Source organism: Companilactobacillus bobalius, assembly GCF_009764355.1.
The window spans coordinates 185,770-204,264 of sequence record NZ_LNUA01000032.1 but is presented as its reverse complement, the minus strand read 5'-3'; the positions used below and the strand labels follow the sequence as shown (position 1 = coordinate 204,264).

General features: G+C 35.0%; 16 protein-coding genes and 4 pseudogenes. 4 read left to right on the top strand and 16 right to left on the bottom strand.

What is annotated here, in order from left to right:
* Nucleotides 1–18: 18 nt before the first annotated feature.
* The 8 genes and pseudogenes from ATN92_RS08080 to ATN92_RS08050 form a co-directional block, all read right to left on the bottom strand.
* Nucleotides 19–945, bottom strand: a pseudogene (locus tag ATN92_RS08080) (rod shape-determining protein); the annotation flags it as partial.
* Between the two features lie 92 nt (nucleotides 946–1,037).
* A complete protein-coding gene (gene radC / locus ATN92_RS08075) occupies nucleotides 1,038–1,676 on the bottom strand; it encodes a RadC family protein (protein WP_158106655.1) in 639 nt (212 codons plus the stop codon).
* A gap of 8 nt (nucleotides 1,677–1,684) precedes the next feature.
* On the bottom strand, nucleotides 1,685–2,062 hold the full coding sequence (locus ATN92_RS18745) for a glutamate ligase domain-containing protein (RefSeq protein WP_325063712.1): 378 nt from the start codon (nucleotides 2,060–2,062) through the stop codon (nucleotides 1,685–1,687).
* Nucleotides 2,063–2,089: 27 nt separating this feature from the next.
* Entirely contained in the window at nucleotides 2,090–2,950 is an 861-nt protein-coding gene (locus ATN92_RS08070; protein ID WP_234032541.1) for a bifunctional folylpolyglutamate synthase/dihydrofolate synthase, read from the bottom strand.
* Between the two features lie 69 nt (nucleotides 2,951–3,019).
* Complete coding sequence (locus ATN92_RS08065; RefSeq protein WP_056952020.1) at nucleotides 3,020–5,668, bottom strand: valine--tRNA ligase; 2,649 nt, start codon at nucleotides 5,666–5,668, stop codon at nucleotides 3,020–3,022.
* 763 nt (nucleotides 5,669–6,431) lie between these two features.
* A pseudogene (thiI, locus tag ATN92_RS08060) lies at nucleotides 6,432–7,520 on the bottom strand (tRNA uracil 4-sulfurtransferase ThiI); the annotation flags it as partial.
* A 9-nt stretch (nucleotides 7,521–7,529) separates the two neighbouring features.
* Nucleotides 7,530–8,675 carry a cysteine desulfurase family protein gene (locus ATN92_RS08055; protein ID WP_056952016.1) on the bottom strand — a complete coding sequence of 382 codons (1,146 nt, stop codon included), beginning with the start codon at nucleotides 8,673–8,675 and terminating at the stop codon, nucleotides 7,530–7,532.
* A gap of 74 nt (nucleotides 8,676–8,749) precedes the next feature.
* Nucleotides 8,750–10,438 (bottom strand): annotated as a pseudogene (locus tag ATN92_RS08050) (septation ring formation regulator EzrA).
* 326 nt (nucleotides 10,439–10,764) lie between these two features.
* Between ATN92_RS08050 and rpsD the strand changes: the two are divergent.
* Complete coding sequence (rpsD, locus tag ATN92_RS08045) at nucleotides 10,765–11,376, top strand: 30S ribosomal protein S4 (protein ID WP_158106654.1); 612 nt, start codon at nucleotides 10,765–10,767, stop codon at nucleotides 11,374–11,376.
* Nucleotides 11,377–11,438: 62 nt separating this feature from the next.
* Here the strand turns inward: rpsD and ATN92_RS08040 are convergent, their stop codons facing one another.
* Nucleotides 11,439–12,038, bottom strand: a complete 600-nt coding sequence (locus ATN92_RS08040) for a DUF1054 family protein (protein WP_056952014.1) — start codon at nucleotides 12,036–12,038, stop codon at nucleotides 11,439–11,441.
* A 53-nt stretch (nucleotides 12,039–12,091) separates the two neighbouring features.
* On the opposite strand from ATN92_RS08040, the gene ATN92_RS08035 reads away from it, so the two are divergent.
* From ATN92_RS08035 to ATN92_RS08025, 3 genes are all read left to right on the top strand, one after another.
* A complete protein-coding gene (locus ATN92_RS08035) occupies nucleotides 12,092–13,378 on the top strand; it encodes a replication-associated recombination protein A (RefSeq protein WP_158106653.1) in 1,287 nt (428 codons plus the stop codon).
* A gap of 7 nt (nucleotides 13,379–13,385) precedes the next feature.
* The gene (locus ATN92_RS08030) at nucleotides 13,386–13,664 is read left to right on the top strand and encodes a hypothetical protein (protein ID WP_025085330.1); all 279 of its coding nucleotides are present in this window, start codon (nucleotides 13,386–13,388) and stop codon (nucleotides 13,662–13,664) included.
* A gap of 79 nt (nucleotides 13,665–13,743) precedes the next feature.
* Nucleotides 13,744–14,217, top strand: coding sequence for a universal stress protein (locus tag ATN92_RS08025; protein WP_025085331.1), 474 nt, complete (start codon nucleotides 13,744–13,746; stop codon nucleotides 14,215–14,217).
* 71 nt (nucleotides 14,218–14,288) lie between these two features.
* On the opposite strand, the gene ATN92_RS08020 is transcribed toward ATN92_RS08025, so the two are convergent.
* The 7 genes and pseudogenes from ATN92_RS08020 to ATN92_RS07990 all read right to left on the bottom strand — a co-directional run bounded on the left by ATN92_RS08020 (nucleotide 14,289) and on the right by ATN92_RS07990 (nucleotide 18,474).
* The gene (locus ATN92_RS08020; protein ID WP_056952009.1) at nucleotides 14,289–15,146 is read right to left on the bottom strand and encodes a helix-turn-helix domain-containing protein; all 858 of its coding nucleotides are present in this window, start codon (nucleotides 15,144–15,146) and stop codon (nucleotides 14,289–14,291) included.
* A gap of 103 nt (nucleotides 15,147–15,249) precedes the next feature.
* Nucleotides 15,250–15,546 (bottom strand): glycine cleavage system H family protein, encoded by a 297-nt coding sequence (locus ATN92_RS08015; protein ID WP_056952007.1) that lies wholly within the window; start codon nucleotides 15,544–15,546, stop codon nucleotides 15,250–15,252.
* A 9-nt stretch (nucleotides 15,547–15,555) separates the two neighbouring features.
* Nucleotides 15,556–16,755, bottom strand: a pseudogene (locus ATN92_RS08010) (FtsW/RodA/SpoVE family cell cycle protein).
* Nucleotides 16,756–16,766: 11 nt separating this feature from the next.
* The gene (locus ATN92_RS08005; protein WP_054643444.1) at nucleotides 16,767–16,988 is read right to left on the bottom strand and encodes a DUF2969 family protein; all 222 of its coding nucleotides are present in this window, start codon (nucleotides 16,986–16,988) and stop codon (nucleotides 16,767–16,769) included.
* Between the two features lie 10 nt (nucleotides 16,989–16,998).
* Nucleotides 16,999–17,289 (bottom strand): membrane protein insertion efficiency factor YidD, encoded by a 291-nt coding sequence (gene yidD / locus ATN92_RS08000; RefSeq protein WP_056952964.1) that lies wholly within the window; start codon nucleotides 17,287–17,289, stop codon nucleotides 16,999–17,001.
* A gap of 4 nt (nucleotides 17,290–17,293) precedes the next feature.
* Nucleotides 17,294–17,476 carry a DNA-directed RNA polymerase subunit beta gene (locus tag ATN92_RS07995; protein WP_054643442.1) on the bottom strand — a complete coding sequence of 61 codons (183 nt, stop codon included), beginning with the start codon at nucleotides 17,474–17,476 and terminating at the stop codon, nucleotides 17,294–17,296.
* Between the two features lie 8 nt (nucleotides 17,477–17,484).
* Nucleotides 17,485–18,474 (bottom strand): rod shape-determining protein, encoded by a 990-nt coding sequence (locus ATN92_RS07990; protein WP_054643441.1) that lies wholly within the window; start codon nucleotides 18,472–18,474, stop codon nucleotides 17,485–17,487.
* Nucleotides 18,475–18,495: the final 21 nt, after the last annotated feature.

Here is an 18,495-nt window from a genome sequence, read left to right as displayed (position 1 = left end):
CGATTATATGGTTAAAGCTTTGGCAATGAATACGGGAACACCCGTTGCTTCTGAGATTACTTCTGGTAAATGATGTAACAATGCTCCACCACCAGTTAAAACAATACCGTGATCGATAACATCAGCAGCAATTTCAGGAGATGTTTCTTCAAGAGTCTCTTTGATTGTTTCAATGATTTCTTGAACATTTTCATGAATTGCAGTTGCAATATCTTCACCAGTTAATTGAACTGTCTTTGGCAAACCTGTAACAAGGTCACGACCACGAATTTGCATTGATTCAATCTCTTTAGCCTTTTCGATTGAGGCTGAACCGATTTGAATCTTAACATCTTCGGCAGTTCTTTCACCAATTTGTAAATTATAATTTGACTTAATATAAGCTGAAATTGAATCATCAAACTTATCACCAGCAACTCGAATTGAGCGTGATGACACAATTCCACCTAGTGAAATGGTAGCAACATCTGTTGTACCACCACCAATATCAACAACCATATTACCGGTTGGATCCATAACAGGAAGTCCAGCTCCGATAGCGGCTGCAAATGGTTCTTCGATTACATATGCTTCACGAGCACCTGCATGTTGAGTAGCTTCGATAACAGCTCTCTTTTCAACTTCAGTAACACCACTAGGAACACAAACCATTACAGAAGGTTTTGAGTTATTTGCTGTTTTTTCGATGAAATACTTCATCATAGCAGCAGTTGTGTCATAATCAGCAATTACTCCGTCACGCATCGGACGAATGGCAGAAATACTACCAGGTGTACGTCCAATCATTTCACGAGCATCTGAACCAACAGCAACGATCTCTCCATTTTTATTATTTTTCTAATTAGCATCTTCGTCCCTGAACCCGATTCCTTTTCCTTCAGCATAAACTAAAGTATTTGCAGTTCCTAAATCTATGCCAAGCTTCTTTGATCCAATACCAAACAATTTATTTCTCTCCTTTAAAGTACACACCACATTTTACGCTAACCAAAATTATATCATACAAAATAATGATTTAAAGTATGACCAATCATATCCTAAATTAAATTTAACTTCTTTAAACTAGAATACGATTTTCTCGTAATAATTAAATGATCTAATAAGTTTATTCCCATTAAATTGCAACACTTCTTCAGCCGTAAACTAAACTCTTGATCATTCTTCGAAAACATTAATGTTCCGTTTGGATGATTGTGAGTTTTATTTAATTTTGTCGCTGCAATTTGAATTGCCTCTCGCAGGATATCCCTTGGATGAACAGTTGCCTGATCAATTGTTCCAATGAAAATAGTCTTCTCATTAATGACATGATAACTATTATTCAAGTAGACCGCCATTAGTTTCTCTTGTGGAGTACTACCTATTATATTTATTAAATGTTTTCCAATATCGTCTACTGAAACGATTCGTTCTGATAACTTATCTGATTGAACTTTTCTAGTGCCCAATTCGATTGCCGCTAAAATCTTACAAGCTTGGGCAACACCAATTCCATTAAAAGCCATTAGTTGTTCTAAATTCAAATTTAAGCCATTCTTATTTGAAACAATTTTTTCTGTTAAGTCCAAAACGTTATTTTTCTTAGTGCCATTGCCAATAACAACAGCCATTAATTCTTCATCTTTTAAGGTGCTGACACCATAAGCCAAAATTTTTTCTCTTAAATTTATCATCATACTTGAAATTACGCAAAATAGTTTTCCAAATCCGAGATTAAATAAAAAGATCCCGTAATGAGTAACATTTGTTGTTCATTTAATTGCTTCACTATTTTCTGTAATTCAGTATGATAATTTTCAATAAAAGAAACATTCTCATAGTTTGATAAATTATAATCACCAGCGACAGCGGAACGTTGCATATCAAGTGTTGTGATATAGATATGCTTCACTCTTGGTGCTAATTCTTGAATAATCTCACTGCGATCTTTATCTTTCATTCCAGCATATAAGACAATTATATCTTTATTTTCATAATTTGTAGTCAAAGAATTAATTAAATTATAAATTGCCGAAATATTATGTGCTCCATCCATTAAAATTAATGGATTATTCTGTACTATTTAGTAATACTTGTAATAAAGATTCAATCAAAAGATGTCCTTAATAAGTTTCTCTGACACCTCAATTTGGTGTTTTTGATGATATTGAACGTAAGCACAAATTGCAATAGCAGCATTCATCGCAGTTGTTTTTTCAAAGCCATCACAAGATATCTCTCTTATTGTTACCTTATCGTCATAATATGTAAATGATAATTTAAAATTTTTTGTCTTAAAATCGTTAATTCCAAAATCTCGGCCAAATTTATAAAGCGGACTCGACATTTCCACAGCAGTATTTGCAACTATTTCTTTTATTGAGTCCTGCAAAAAACCAGTTACGATTGGTCTATTTTTCTTAATGATTCCAGCTTTTTCAAAAGCTATATCTTGTAAAGTAGGACCAATTAGCTTCTCATGATCCAAGTCTACTGAGGTAATCACTGACACAACGGGTGTAATAACATTCGTTTTATCATGACGAGCACCAATGCCAGCTTCAATCACAGCTACATCGACACGACCACGAAAATAAAAATACCCCAAAACTGTAACAAATTCAAATTCTGTCAATGGAATTGAACCAATTTTTTCTATTAAATAATTTACATTATCCAATAAATCTTGATTGGAAATGTACTGATGATCTATCTGAATACGTTCATTAAATACTTTTACATAAGGTGAAATAAACAAACCAACTTTTTTGCCATCAGCTTCTAACAAATTGGCCAAAAAATTACTGGTTGTTCCCTTTCCATTCGTACCCGTAATATGAATCGTCTCATAATCATTTTGTGGATTATCCAGAACTTTTAAAGCTTCCTTAATATTGTCCAAATTATTCGTACGATGAAATTTTGGTAATGAGTGAATATAGTTAATTGCCTCTTTATAACTCTTTAACAATGTAAAATCACTCCTTTTCAAAGAAAAGGGGTTGGACATTTGCCAACCCCTCTAATTATATACTCAATTTTATTGATTATCTTTCAATTGTTGAATTCTTTGTTGAACTTTTGCTTGACGAGATTGATAGTCAGCCAATTTTTCTTTTTGTTCGTTAACAACTTTTTCAGGTGCTTTTTGAACAAAGTTAGCATTGGAAAGTTTCTTATCAAGACGTGTAATTTCTTGATCTAACTTCTTCATCTCTTCATTTTGACGAGCAATTTCCTCATCGATATCGATCAATTCAGCCAATGGAACGTAAAGTTCAGCATTAGTTGTAACTGATGTCATAGCCAAAGCAGGTGCAACAATATCAGTAGCAACCTTCAAATCCTTAGGATGCATGAAACGATCAATATAATCTTCGTTATTCAAAATAACAGCTTTTACATTTTCATCCTGTGGTTTGATCAAAATATCAACGGCCTTAGACATTGGTGCATTAGCTTCCAAACGAATCTTTCTCAATGACTTGATTAAGTCAATCAAGATATCCATTTGATCCATAGCTTCGGCGTTGTCTAATTCAGCGTGATATTCAGGATACTTAGCATGCATGATTGTCTTACCGTTATGAGGCATTGTCAACCAAATTTTTTCGGTAACAAATGGCATAATTGGGTGCAACAAACGTAATGTTTGATCCAAGACATAAGTTAGAAGCATCTTCTTTTGCTTCTTAGCTGCTTCATCATCCCCTGTTAAAGTAGCCTTACTCATTTCAATATACCAGTCACAGAAATCATTCCAGATAAAGTTGTAAAGATTACGTTCAACTTCACCGAATTCAAACTTATCTAACAAATCATTAACGTTCTTAACTGTTTGATTCAATTTAGCCAAGATCCATTTATCAGAAAGGTCATAGTTTGTAACTTGAGATAGATCATCCATTGCTGGAGTATCATCGTCAAGATTCATGATAACGTAACGTGAAGCATTCCAAATCTTGTTGATGAAGTTCCATGAAGCATCCATCTTGTCATAACTAAATCTAGTATCTTGACCAGGTGTTGTTCCATTCATAACGAACCAACGTAAAGCATCAGCACCGTATTTAGCAATAACGTCCATTGGATCAATTCCGTTACCAAGTGACTTACTCATCTTACGACCTTGTGAATCACGCATTAAACCATGGATAACAGTATTATCAAATGGTTTCTTACCAGTAAACTTCAAACTTTGGAAAATCATTCTAGAAACCCAGAAAGGAATAATATCGTAACCTGTAACCAAAGTATCAGTTGGGAAGTAACGTTTGTAATCTTCTGAATCATTGTCAGGCCAACCCATAGTAGAAAATGGCCATAGAGCACTTGAGAACCATGTATCTAGAACATCTGGATCTTGATCCCAGTTTTCGATATCTTTAGGTGCTTCTTCACCAACATATGTTTCGCCAGTCTTTTTATTATACCAAGCTGGAATTTGATGTCCCCACCATAGTTGTCTAGAAATAACCCAATCATGAATATTTTCCATCCATTGAGTAAAGGTTGTTTCAAAACGGTCAGGTACAAAATTAACTTTGTTATCACTCTTTTGATTCTTCAAAACTGTTTCAGCAAGTGGCTTCATCTTAACGAACCATTGTGTTGAAAGTCTTGGTTCAACTTGAACACCAGAACGTTCTGAATGACCAACACTATGTACATAAGGTTCGATCTTGATCATGTCATCATCATCTTGAAGATCCTTAACAATAGCTTTACGAGCTTCGAAACGATCCATACCATTATACTTGCCGGCATTCTCGTTCATTGTACCATCAGCATTCATTGTGTTAATACGTTTCAAATCATGACGATTACCAACAGCAAAGTCATTAGGGTCATGGGCAGGTGTGATCTTAACCATACCAGTACCAAAGTCTTTATCAACATAGTGATCGGCAATAATAGGAATCTTACGATCAACTAATGGAACAACGACTTCTTTACCAACAATATCCTTGTAACGTTCATCATCTGGAGCTACGGCTACAGCCACATCACCAAACATTGTTTCAGGACGAGTTGTGGCAATTTCAATAAAGCCAGAACCATCAGCATATGGGTACTTAACGTGATAGAAAGCACCTTGGTCATCCTTATGAATAACTTCAATATCAGATAAAGCTGTTTGAAGTTGTGGATCCCAGTTGATGATGTATTCGCCACGATAAATCAAACCTTCGTTATACAATTGTACGAAGACTTTACGAACAGCCTTTGATAAACCTTCATCCAAGGTAAATCTTTCACGTGAATAATCAAGTGATAAACCTAATTTACCCCACTGTGATTTGATAATCTTAGCAAATTCATCTTTCCAGTTCCAAACCTCATCAACAAACTTATCACGTCCAAGGTCATAACGAGTTACACCTTGTTCACGTAATTTAGCTTCAACCTTAGCTTGAGTAGCAATTCCGGCATGATCCATACCTGGAAGATATAAGGTATCAAAGCCTTGCATACGTTTATAACGAATTAATGTATCTTGAATAGTTGTATCCCAAGCATGTCCCATGTGTAATTTACCAGTAACATTTGGTGGTGGGATAACAATTGAATAAGGTTTAGCTTTCTTGTCACCAGAAGGTTTAAAATCATCGTCATCTAACCATGTTTGATAACGGCCTTCTTCGACTTCTTGTGGATTATATTTTGTATCCATGTCGATTTCTCTCATAGTATTTCCTCCATAAATTAGATATTTACTATTAATAATTAAATATGGGATTGATTAAGGATGCCGTCCTCCGCAACAAAACTGATTGGGCTGGAACGCCATGGGCACGACTTGAAGCCAATTAAGATTCACAATTGTCTCCAAGCTCGGCCTTTTTCTAAGCAACTTCATTGCTAAGAAAAATTTCATGGCTGAACCCATCAGTTTTGTTACTCCGGACTGAACGGATCTTCCTTTTTATAACTTGTTTGAAAATATTCTTTATTTCCCCATATATAGAACTTTGAGCGGTTAAGTTGTCTGTGTTTAAACAGAAATCTCTATACGGACGTCTTTCGGCGTCCCCATAATAGACTCTAAGTGGCTTCGACACTAAGAGTCTATAAAAAAAGAGCCCTCATCCGAATAGGACGAAGGCTCCGGGTACCACCTATATCTTCAGCTTGTTTCATTAGCTCACTCAACAGATAACGGAGGCCCGATCATTTTTATATGATAGCTCACAGACAACAATTACTCAGTTTGATTTGGCAATTCTCAACAACATGCCTTCTCTGAAATCTAGCTGAATAACACTCCTGCTCAAAGCTGATATCATGATGATAAATCATAAATTGTGAAACGTCAATCAGATTTATTTTTTCTATAAAAAAATTTCTTGATAAAACTCACAACATCTTGAATAAATTTAAATTTTATTAGGCAACTACATAAGCTGAACTAACCCATTCGTTAGTAGCAACTCGATAATATTTTACGCCATTCGTGTCTTTTCAATACTTGGACGTGTTTTTGGTGATGGTGGAGCAAAAACAGTACAACAGTCTTCGAATGGTTGGATTGATAGATTAAACGTATCAATTTTTTCAGCTAATCGAATAATCTCAGTCTTATCCATTGTTGCTACAGGACGTAAGATTGGTGTTGTTGTGACATCATTGATGGCAGCCATACTCTCTAGTGTTTGTGAGGCTACTTGTCCTACGGCTTCTCCATTAAAAATAGCTAGACCGTTCTCTTTTTCACGAATCAAGTCAGTCAATCTTAGCATGAAACGACGTTGGATTGTCATTAGATATCCTTCAGGAACGCCGGCTTTGATTGTTTCTTGAATTTCAGCAAATGGTACTTCAATAAATTTGATGTGACCACCAAAGGCTGTTAATTTCGATGTTAATTCTTTGGCTTTATTCAAAGCTTGTTCTGATGTGTATGGTGGACTGAAGAAATGGACCATTTCGATATCAACACCACGTTTCATAGCTAAATAACCAGCAACGGGTGAATCAATACCACCTGATAGCATCAACATAGCTTTTCCAGCAGTACCAACTGGTAATCCACCAGCACCTTTGACTGTTAAGTATGATAGGTAGATTCCATCTTGTCTTACTTCAACAGAAATCTTGATATCAGGTTTCTTCATTTCAACATCAATACCAGGGAATTCGTCACAAATAGCATCCCCTAATTGTAAATTAACTTGGTTAGTATCAAGTTCATAAGTGTGATCTGAACGTTTTGTACCGACTTTGAAACTCATACCAGGCTTATAGGCCTCATGCATCATTTCAATAGCTTTTTTCTTAACATCTTCAAAATTACGTGACACTTTAACACTCAATGAGAAAGTTTGAATTCCAAAAACATTCTTTAACTTCTCCATCACTGGCTTAGCATCAGTACCATTCAATTGAATATGTAAACGATCACGATGTGGTTGCATTCTTAAATCAGGATAATCATTCAAAACTTTAGCTACATTACCATGAAGACGGTCAATAAAGCTCTTACGATTCTTACCCTTAGTTGATAGTTCGCCGTAACGAACCATAATCTCAGTATATTCCATTTAAATCTCCTAATTCAAAATTTGGAAATGATCATGAACTTCATCCAAATTCTTGATAAATTCATCCATTTCAGCTTCTGTATTACTCTCATCTAAACTGACACGTACGGCACTAGTTGCAACATTTTCTTGCACATTCATTGCCTTTAAAGTACCTGATTCCAAACCTTTCTTGGAAGAACAAGCACTAGTTGTAGAAATATAGATATCACGATCTTCAAAAGTATGAACAATCGTTTCGCCACGTACACCATCAATTGTGAAACAAATAATGTGTGGTGCAAAATCATCAGCTATTTGTGAGAAGACGTGAACGTTATCCAAAGTATGCAAGTGGTTAACTAATTTTTCTTTTAATTGCTCCATCTTGTCAGCCTTTTGAGCTTCATTTTCTTTCAACAAACGAATAGCCTTTGCCATACCAGCAATTGCAGGAGTATTCTCTGTACCACTACGAAGATTAGACTCCTGCCCACCACCAGCCATTAATGGTTCAAGCTGTTTGCCTTCCTTCATATAAATAAAGCCAATTCCACGAGGAGCATGGAATTTATGACCTGAGAAAGTATAGTAATCAACTCGAGGGTCCATAAACTTAGATTGAAGATTCTTACCAATTGCTTGAACTGAATCGACATGGTAACTGATACTTGGATAGTCTTTCAAAACATTAGCAATTTCATGAATTGGTTGAATTGCACCGATTTCGTTATTAACTGCCATTGTTGAAACCAAGATAGTATCGCTACGAATAGCCTTCTTCAAATCGTCTGCACTGATATGACCTGTTTTGTCTACAGGTAAATAAGTTACTTCAAAGCCGAGTTCTTCTAATTGGTGCATAGTATTCAAAACTGAAGGATGTTCAATTTCAGTTGTAATAATATGTTTACCAAATTCACGCTTCTTAAAAGCTGTACCCTTGATGATCCAATTATTCCCCTCAGTACCACCACTAGTAAAAACAACTTCGTCTTGTTTAAAGCCTAATAAGTTCGCAATTTGTTTGCGAGATGTTTCCAATAATTCATATGCTTTCAAACCCAATTTATGCAAACTTGAAGGATTACCAAAGTATTCCTCACTGGCAGCATTATAAGTTTTTAGTACAGAATCATTAACTTTTGTTGTTGCACTGTTATCAAAATATATCATTTCTGCCTCACCAAAACAAAAAGGCCTTGCGGCCTAAAATTTTATCTCTTATAACTTAACACAAAACTACATCATTATGCATTAATTGTTTCTTTTATTCGGTCAACTGAACCAGATTCAACACTCTCTAAGGCTTTTGAAATAACTTCAACTGCCTCATCATAATTATAATCAGTATCAAACAAGGCACGTGCACGAATTAATTGATCACTAAATTCGGGATTCTTATTAGCGTAACGATTAGCATACTGTAACAATTTTTCAGACAAGAGAACATTATATTTTCAATGCTTAGTTTTTTCGACTAAGTTGCTCAAATCTTCCTGTGTCACAATTACTTGTTTGCTAATATCTTCCATATTAATCTGTTTAGCATCTAATTCATCATAAAGCTTATTAATTTCGTCATAAACCATATAGAAATAATCCAAATAATCATCAGGCAAACCATTCAAACGTAATTGCTTAATCATCTTCTTTTGAATTTCCAAACGCTTAGCATATTCATCCACACTATTACGGGCAATACGTTCGCTAGACAACATTTGGTTAAGATCATCATTAATTGATTTTTCGCTAGCTTCAATATCATCCAAGTGCTTAACAATTTCTTTAAAATCATCCCTGACTTCCGAGAAAATAATCTTCTTATCAGCAATACCTTGTACATCAGCATCATATTCTTGGCGAACGTCATTTAATGTTGCAAAGTTATCGTTGAAAGTCTTCATAGTTTTATCAGCTAAGACATACTCTTCTTCCAATTTTTGAATACGTTTATCCAAACGGTTATGTTGAAAGACGGCATGATTCAAGTAATCTAAAACAGGCTTTTGTTCCTTTAAAACTTCTTTTTTACCATCTATTTCTAAGGTCAAGGTTTCATATAAATCGTCAATACGCTGTTTAATATCTTCATTATTAGTATTAACCGCATCAAAGTTCAAATCACCCAATTTGTTGTTGGACTCTTCAATCTCATCTTGAACTTCCGAAATTTGTTGAATAATATCATCTTTAAATTGGAAATATTGTTTAACTAATTTTTGATAAACAAACTTTATCTCATCAACTTGTCCAGGGAAAACTTCATTTAAGTCATGATACAAAGGTTCGATGACTTTTAATTGGTCTGTGATCAAACCTAATTTAAGTTTCACATCATCTAAGTATTGGCTAGCTTCAATGTGATCACCTTTATCAGTTAGTTGCTTCTCTTGGTCTAATAAATTAGCAATCTCTGATAATTCATCCTCTAACTTATCAGTTGCAGGTCCATAACTAAAAGATTGGGTTAAGACTTGTTTTCGTAAAGTTTGATATTGCTTTTGTAATTCTTCACTGTGAGTCGCATTTAATTCATTGCTAGCTAATAAATCTTCGAAACCTTTAGAAACTTCGCTGATTTTTTGCTCAAAATCAGTAACTGCTGCACTGACCTTTTTCAACTCATTAGCTGAACCAAACACCTTAAACTCAGTATTTTTATATTCAGCCGCCCTCATTTGTTTCAAAATATCAGTAAGCACTCGATCAACTTGCTCACGGTAACTGTCTTTTAATTGGTTGAAACGATCTTTGCTGGCACCAGCAAGTTTCATCTCTTCCAATTTCTTGATTTTTTCATCTAAAGTAGCTTTTTTTAAACGATCCGTTTGATCCTTTAACTTATTTAAAGTAGATGCGTTCTTTCTTTGCAAGAACCACATATACCACAAGAAGATCAATACGATCACTATTATTCCAATAATAATTGCAAACACTTTTACACCCCTAATGACAATTGCGTCTTATCTCAAAGAAATTATACCAAATATTATTACTATTATCAGAACTATCAACTTTTCATAATAAAGTTTTAAACTATTCCCTCCAAAAATTTACTTTGACAATTGGTATCAATCACGTTACACTAGTCCTCGTGTAAAATATGCAGCAAAGAGCGGCAAGAACGTCAACATTTATCGACGATTTAGTTCAACAAGTAACCTGTGAGCTGCACATGGCGAAAATTGTAACGATAACTGCACGAATGCTGTGCTCTAGTTAATTATTTTACTCCAGACAAACATTTTGGAGGAATTTATTTATGTCAAGATATACAGGACCTCGTTGGAAATTATCACGTCGTTTAGGAATTTCACTTTCAGTAGCATCTGAGGAAATTAACCGTTTAATCTATGCCCCAGGTCAACATGGACCAAACGGTGGCCGTCGTAAGGTTTCAGAATACGGTCAACAATTAGCTGAAAAGCAAAAGTTACGTTTCATGTATGATGTTAACGAACGTCAATTCCGTAACCTATTCAACCGTGCCGGTAAGATGGAAGGAATTCATGGTGTTAACTTGATGATTCTTCTTGAAACAAGATTGGATAACATGGTTTACCGTTTAGGTTTAGCAAGCTCACGTCCACAAGCCCGTCAACTTGTTAACCACGGTCACATCACTGTTGATGGCAAACGTGTTGATATCCCTTCATACGAAGTTAAGATTGGTCAAAAGATCAGCCTTCGTGACAAGTCAAAGAACCTTACAATTGTTAAGGCTAACCTTGAAAACGTTGTTGGTCGTCCTGGTTTCGTTACATTTGATGATAACGAAATGACAGGTTCTCTAGTACGTAACCCAGAACGTGACGAACTAGAACCAAATATCGATGAATCATTGATTGTTGAATACTACAACCAAATTCTTTAATATTTGGAACAAATACATCCACTCCTTGGTGGGTGTATTTTTTTTACAAAAAAAGAGAATGCCTATTTGGCAACCTCTTCATTAAAAAGAACCAAGTACTTACTCAACTTCATGAACTTATCTTTCAAAAGCTGATCATAATCTGCACTTGATACTATCGGATCATCCTTTAAAAGTTCAAATCCCACTACTAAGTCACTAGACTTAACTTTTTGATAATGCTTAATTACATCGCCAAATTCAGCAGCATTCTTTAAAACACTGGAAGTGTGATCATTTGACACTCCCCAGCCTTCTGATATGATTTTATCTTGATACTTTTCTAAAATCGGATAGTAATTTACCCTATCTCTAATATCAGCCAATAAACTAAAAGTTATAAAGTAACGATCTGGCCATAAGCCAAATTCCAAATGTGGTGTCTTTTTATACCCTTTTTTGTCTTGGTTGATAGCTAACCAAGTATCAGGAGGTGGATTCTTTGTCCGACGTTGATGCTTAGCTATCTTTAAAAAGAACTTCTGATGATATTCATCTTCAAGTGCCTGAAGCAAGTCTTGACCTAAAACCTCAAATTTAGGATCAAGATCTCTTTTAATTAACTCCAAACGTCCACTCAAGGTGTCATCATTGAAAACTTTAAAATCATTTTTATCAAACATGTTCTCAATCCTTTGTTGTAGAATATATACATATTAATTATATAGGAGGAATTATGCAAAAACCATTAGCATATCGCATGCGACCTACTAATATTGATGAAATTGTTGGTCAACAACATTTAGTTGGTCCCCATAAGATACTTCGCCGAATGGTTGAAGCTAAAATGTTATCTTCAATGATTCTCTATGGTCCTCCTGGGATTGGAAAGACCAGTATTGCCAGTGCAATTGCCGGAAGTACCAAATATGCTTTCAGAAAATTAAATGCCGCCACTGACAGTAAAAAAGATTTACAAATTGTAGCTGAAGAGGCCAAAATGAGTGGAACAGTTGTCCTTTTATTGGATGAAATCCATCGTCTAGATAAGACTAAACAGGATTTTCTTCTTCCACTACTGGAAAGTGGCTCCATCATTTTAATTGGTGCAACTACTGAAAATCCATATATCAATATAAGTCCTGCTATTCGCTCTCGTGTACAAATTTTTGAATTATATCCTCTTACTAGTGATGATCTAAAAAAAGCTGTCAGAAGGGCTCTAGAGGATAATAAGAACGGTTTAGGCAAGTACGATGTCAAACTAGATGAGAATGCTCTAAATCTATTGGTCAATTCGACAAATGGTGATCTACGAAGTATTTTAAATGGGCATGAGCCGTCTGATCTTTCAACAAAAAGTGATGAAAACGAACAAATTCATATCGATTTACAATCAATTGAAGAGTCAATTCAACGTAAAGCTATCTCAGCTGATAAGAATGGTGATAGCCATTACGATGTCATTTCCGCCTTTCAAAAATCGATCCGTGGAAGCGATCCTAATGCTGCATTACTTTACCTTGCTCGACTTTTAGAAGCTGGTGAATTAACATCTGCTATCCGTCGGTTACTAGTTTGTGCCTATGAAGACGTCGGTTTAGCTAATCCACAAGCATGTGCTCGAGCTGTTCAGGCTGCTCAAGTAGCACAAATGGTTGGACTACCCGAGGCTAGGATTCCTTTAGCAGATGCAGTAATTGATCTTTGCCTCTGCCCTAAATCGAACTCAGGTATGGTAGCTATTGATGATGCACTAGCAGACGTACGTGATGGTAAAGCTAGTTCAATTCCTGACGATCTGAAAGATGCACATTATTCAGGTGCCAAGAAATTAGGTCACGGACTCGAATACAAATATCCACATAATTATCCTAATTCTTGGGTTGAACAACAATATTTACCTAACAATCTCATTAACAAGAAATATTATCAACCTAAGAACACTGGTAAATATGAACAAGCATTAAATCTTCGAATGCAACAAATTCAAGAATGGAAAAAGAATTCAAAACGAGGTTAGAATAGTTATGATAATTAAAGTTTTAATGATATTTTTTATTATTTTTTTGTTGGCATTGGCCTACACATTATGGTCACACAGTGATAAAAAGTTTTTAATCTACTCACCTAACGAAAATCTTACTTTAAAAAATATCATGCGTTTCACTGCTGTCCTATTAATTTTGGTTTCTATCCTAGGAATCGTTGTCCTTTTAGTCGGTACCAAGGAAATGAATCTAATAACATTGTTATTGGGAAGTCTAATTGCGGCAGCCTTTTCAATTTATTTAGCAAATATTCGCTGATGACTGTATTTATCGGCCTCAATCAACTAAAATAAAGATATAAAAGCAGTAATAATACTACACTAACGGGGTGATACTTATGTTACAACAATATAAAAACATTCTCGTACCAATCGATGGTTCATTTGAAGCTGAACTAGCATTTAAGAAAGCTGTGGAAGTAGCTAAAAGAAACAATGCCGCTGTTCATTTGCTTCATGTTATTGATACTAGAGCTTTTCAAAATGTTTCTAGTTTTGATTCAACAATGGTTGAACAGATCACTGAAAAGGCTAAGGATACTGTTAAAAGTTATGTTAAGACAGCTCAAGATGCTGGCCTAAACGAAATCGACTACAGTATTGAATATGGCGCTCCTAAGGCAATCATTGCCACAGACTTCCCTAAGAAGTTAGGTGTCGACTTGATTATGATCGGCGCTACTGGTCTTAATGCTATGGAGAGATTGCTAATTGGTTCGGTTACTGAATATGTAACAAGAACTGCAGCATGTGATGTACTTGTTGTTAGAACTGACTTAGATAACAAGACTATCAAGAAACCTAGAAAATAAATCGTAAACAAAAAGGAGTGATTCTTTCGAATCACTCCTTTTTTATTGGAATTTAATAAATTATTTATTTTTTAAAAGATATTTAAGTGCATATCTTTCACTTTAGATTTTAATTTTTCAAATACTCTTTTATCTTCACTCACACTAGAAATCACATATGCTTTAATGTAATCTTCATCGGCCTTTTGACCTTCGCGTGTGCCTGCTTCTGCTAAGTAACAATACATTTCATCAAGCTTGAAAAGAGTTTGTTCTCTTCTAGCAATGAAAATACCTTCATTAGCGTATTCCATAGCCTTTTGATTTTCATCCAGCTTTAATGACAAGTCAGACATATTAGCATAAATCAAAATACTATCATGGTAATTTTCATCACCGATTTTATCTAAGCTTGATTTGATTAAGTCTTTAGCTTGATCATAGTAAACTTTAGCTTCATCAAGTGACTTTTTATTGATGTATGCCTTGGCTGTAAATATGTCGATTAGAATATCATACATATCCACATTAGCAATATTCACATTCATTGCGCGATTGAAATCAAAGATGGCCTTGTCGTAATTCTTGCTTGTGACATATTCAATCAAACCATGGAAGAAGTGAATTAGCTTAATTTCTTGTTTATTGTTGACATTGATGTTGTTAAGCTTACCCAGTTTATCACTAATTCCATCGAAATCATCTTGATAGAATGACTTCTTAATATCACTAATTATTGAATAGATTTGACTATCGTCATTAACAATTACAAGGTTCATTGTGATACCCAGTCTCTCACAAATGCGAACCAAAATTTCCATACTTGGAATCTTGTCTTTTTTTTCAATCAGGCTGACAGTTGCCTGTGTACAAATGCCATCAGCTAACTCAGATTGAGAAATACCTCTGAGTTTTCTGTAATGACGAATCTTTTCACCTAAGATTTTCATTCTAAACTATCCCCATTCATTTATTAATTCCATGGATAATTTAAACAGTTATTAAAAAATGTTGCAAGAAATAAGCAACAATAAAAAGATAAATTTTAAAAATTTAATTATTTACTTCAAAGAACCAAGCATCTTTTTCAGTACCATTTAATAATTCAGGATTATCATTTAATTTATCATTAACCTTGACAATCTTGCCGCTAACCGGTGATTCTAGCTCAACTACAGCTTTTTGAGCCTCAATCTCACCACTAGATTCGCCTTTTTTTATGTCAGAATTTAAATCAGGTAATTCAACATATTTGACATCACCTAAAGTATCTTGAGCTTCCTTAGTGAGACCTATACGAGTCGTATGCTCACCTTTTTTTATCCAAAAATAATTCTTTTTATCACTCATAATTAATTCCTACCTTTGTTTAAAAGTACCGTTTTCAAACATGTAACTCTTATGATGGAATCTCATTGACATAATCAATCCAATACCGATCATATTACCTAATAAGGCAGATCCACCTTGCGAAATAAATGGCAATGGAATACCCGTCAACGGTAATAGACCTACACTCATACCAATATTTTCAAATACGTGGAATAAAATCATCATAATAACACCAGTTGATACGTAAGCATAAAATTCATTCTTTGTATCAAAAGTTACTTGAACCATTTGGTAAATTAGCAAGAAGTACAAGAGAATCAAAATACAAGAACCAACAAAACCAAAGTTTTCACCAACAACAGAGACAAAGTACCTGCTTCATTTCTGTGAGACATAAACATTAGAAACGTTGAAGCCTTTACCAAATAATTGTCCAGAACCGATTGCCTTCATATTTTGCCAAATCTGATACCCATTTTCTGAAGTATCAGCCGAAGGATCACGCCAACTATCAATTCGGGCAAACTGATAAGATCTAAAGCCAAAATGGCCTAGGATAGTTCTTCCCATTATCAGAGTAGCAAATAATAATGCCGTACCACCAACGACAGCTACGATCAGGAATCCTACTAAAAGAATCCGCCAATCAATACCTGAAACCAAAATCATTCCACCTAAGATGGCTACGAAAACCAAAATAGTACCAAAATCATTTTGTAACTTCAAAAGCACCATAACAGGCAATGTCCACAGGAATAGTTTTCCAATCAACATAAAATCACTCTTGATAGTATGTGAATATTCACTGTTATGATTTGTGATTACTTTACCCAGCATTAAAATAAACGCCGGTTTCATAACTTCTGATGGTTGGAATGTAAATGAACCGATAGCAAACCAACTCTTAGCACCAGTACTTGCAGCATAGGAGCGACTGTAAAAAATCAATACTAAAAACAGTAACGCCAATCCTGCAAAATACGCCAAGGTGGCAACTTGCCACAACTGCTCCGCATCAAACTGCATCACCACTGCTACTATAACAGCACCGATAGCATACCAAACTATTTGTGAAACCACATTCTTCAATGGGTTCTGTGAATCTTGAATCGTTGCTACATAGATTGACATTAATCCAATCATAGCCAACATCATTACGGAAAAAATTATTCCATAATCAATTCTTGAATCCACGTCATTCTTCTTATTTTCATTTCTTATTTGCATATCTACACCTATTAATGATTATGTAAATTATATTGCATCAACAATTCATTAATTGCATCGTCAAGTTTGACCGACTTAAAGGGAGTATCGTTGCTCTCTACAAAAGAAAGGTAACGTTCAGCCTCCTTTTTAATCGTTCCAATATAATGTTTACCATCCCAAAGTTCATAAGTTTCGGGATCACTACTGATATCTTTTAAACTAATTTCTACTGATTTCTTTTTTCTAGACATTGAATCTTTCCTATTCTTTGTTATGAAATTTTTTTGCAATAATTTCATCTTCATATTTTTCCGGATGAGGATTTCTAAAAATGGTGAAATTATCTGGTACGGGATCTACCCCACCACGCACAAAGGGATTACAACGTAATATTCTTGCAATCCCCATAACAGTACCTAAAATTCCACCGTGCTTTTTCACCGCATCAATAAAGTAAGATGAACACGTTGGGTAATATCGACAACTAGGTGGCAATACTGGAGATATGAATTTTTGATAAATTCTAACGATTCCTATTAATATTTTTTTCAACATATTATTTTAGGAAATCAAACATATGCATCCAGGTTCCTGGCCATAAAACAGCCAGTGGATTAGAACCACCTAAGGCTGATCCAATCAACATACCCAAAACTAAAAAAATTAGCATTAATAATAATACCCAACCTATTTTCTTAAAAATATCACGACGATATTCTTTACCAAAGTCTCTTTTCATTTTTCACCCTAGTATTTTTTATGTTTTTCGATATTCTCTAACAAAACACCAGTACCCAAGGCAACCGAGTCAAGTGGACTATCTGTCAAAAGTACGGGTACTTGTAACTTTTCGGAAAGAAGCTTGTCAAGGTTCTTCAACAAGGCTCCACCACCAGTTAACATAATACCACGATCAATAATATCTCCAGATAATTCAGGAGGAGTTTGTTCCAAAACATTTCTGGCAGCATCAACAATTTGATCTACACCGTCAGATAAAGCGTTTTGAACTTCTAATTCATTAATCGTAATTTCTTTAGGCAATCCAGTTACGACATCAATTCCACTGGCAGAGAATGTCTTACTTTCGTCAGCATCCATGACACAACCGATTTCCATCTTAATTTGTTCAGCAGTTCTTTCACCAATAATAAGGCCATGGTTTTGCTTCACAAAGGCCTGAATAGCGCCTGTCATCTTATCACCCGCGAAACGTAATGAACGGCTTGTAACGATATCTCCCATTGAAATAACGGCAATATCACTAGTACCACCACCGATATCAATAACCATATTTCCTTGTGGCTTAAAAATATCAAGACCAGCACCAACAGCAGCTACCTTGGGTTCAAGTTGTAGATAAACTTTTCCCCCACCAGCTTGTTCAGCAGCTTCAATGATAGATTTTTGTTCTACTGGTGTCACATTAGTAGGTGCACAAATCATAATCGTTGGCTTAGCAAAGCGACTTCTCATATTCAATTTATCAATGAAATACTGAAGCATTTTTTCAGTAATATCAAAGTCAGCTATTACACCGTCTTTCAATGGACGGATAGCTTTAATATTGGCTGGTGTTCTACCAACCATCATATAAGCATCTTTACCAACTGCTACGACATCATTATTATTCGTATTAATTGCTACGACAGAGGGTTCGTTTAAAACAATTCCCTCGCCTTTTACATCAATAAGTACATTTGCTGTACCCAAATCAATTCCTAGATATTTCGACATACTATATCCTCCAAAATCTAA

Bases quoted from the DNA above. Each gene is read 5' to 3' on its own strand.
- ATN92_RS08040 (WP_056952014.1), bottom strand. From the start codon at position 12,038: ATGTTTGATAAAAATGATTTTAAAGTTTTCAATGATGACACCTTGAGT.
- rpsD (WP_158106654.1), top strand. From the start codon at position 10,765: ATGTCAAGATATACAGGACCTCGTTGGAAATTATCACGTCGTTTAGGA.
- ATN92_RS07990 (WP_054643441.1), bottom strand. From the start codon at position 18,474: ATGTCGAAATATCTAGGAATTGATTTGGGTACAGCAAATGTACTTATT.
- ATN92_RS08035 (WP_158106653.1), top strand. From the start codon at position 12,092: ATGCAAAAACCATTAGCATATCGCATGCGACCTACTAATATTGATGAA.
- radC (WP_158106655.1), bottom strand. From the start codon at position 1,676: ATGATGATAAATTTAAGAGAAAAAATTTTGGCTTATGGTGTCAGCACC.
- ATN92_RS08030 (WP_025085330.1), top strand. From the start codon at position 13,386: ATGATAATTAAAGTTTTAATGATATTTTTTATTATTTTTTTGTTGGCA.
- ATN92_RS08020 (WP_056952009.1), bottom strand. From the start codon at position 15,146: ATGAAAATCTTAGGTGAAAAGATTCGTCATTACAGAAAACTCAGAGGT.
- ATN92_RS08015 (WP_056952007.1), bottom strand. From the start codon at position 15,546: ATGAGTGATAAAAAGAATTATTTTTGGATAAAAAAAGGTGAGCATACG.
- ATN92_RS07995 (WP_054643442.1), bottom strand. From the start codon at position 17,476: ATGAAAAGAGACTTTGGTAAAGAATATCGTCGTGATATTTTTAAGAAA.
- ATN92_RS08065 (WP_056952020.1), bottom strand. From the start codon at position 5,668: ATGAGAGAAATCGACATGGATACAAAATATAATCCACAAGAAGTCGAA.
- ATN92_RS08025 (WP_025085331.1), top strand. From the start codon at position 13,744: ATGTTACAACAATATAAAAACATTCTCGTACCAATCGATGGTTCATTT.
- ATN92_RS08055 (WP_056952016.1), bottom strand. From the start codon at position 8,675: ATGATATATTTTGATAACAGTGCAACAACAAAAGTTAATGATTCTGTA.
- ATN92_RS08005 (WP_054643444.1), bottom strand. From the start codon at position 16,988: ATGTCTAGAAAAAAGAAATCAGTAGAAATTAGTTTAAAAGATATCAGT.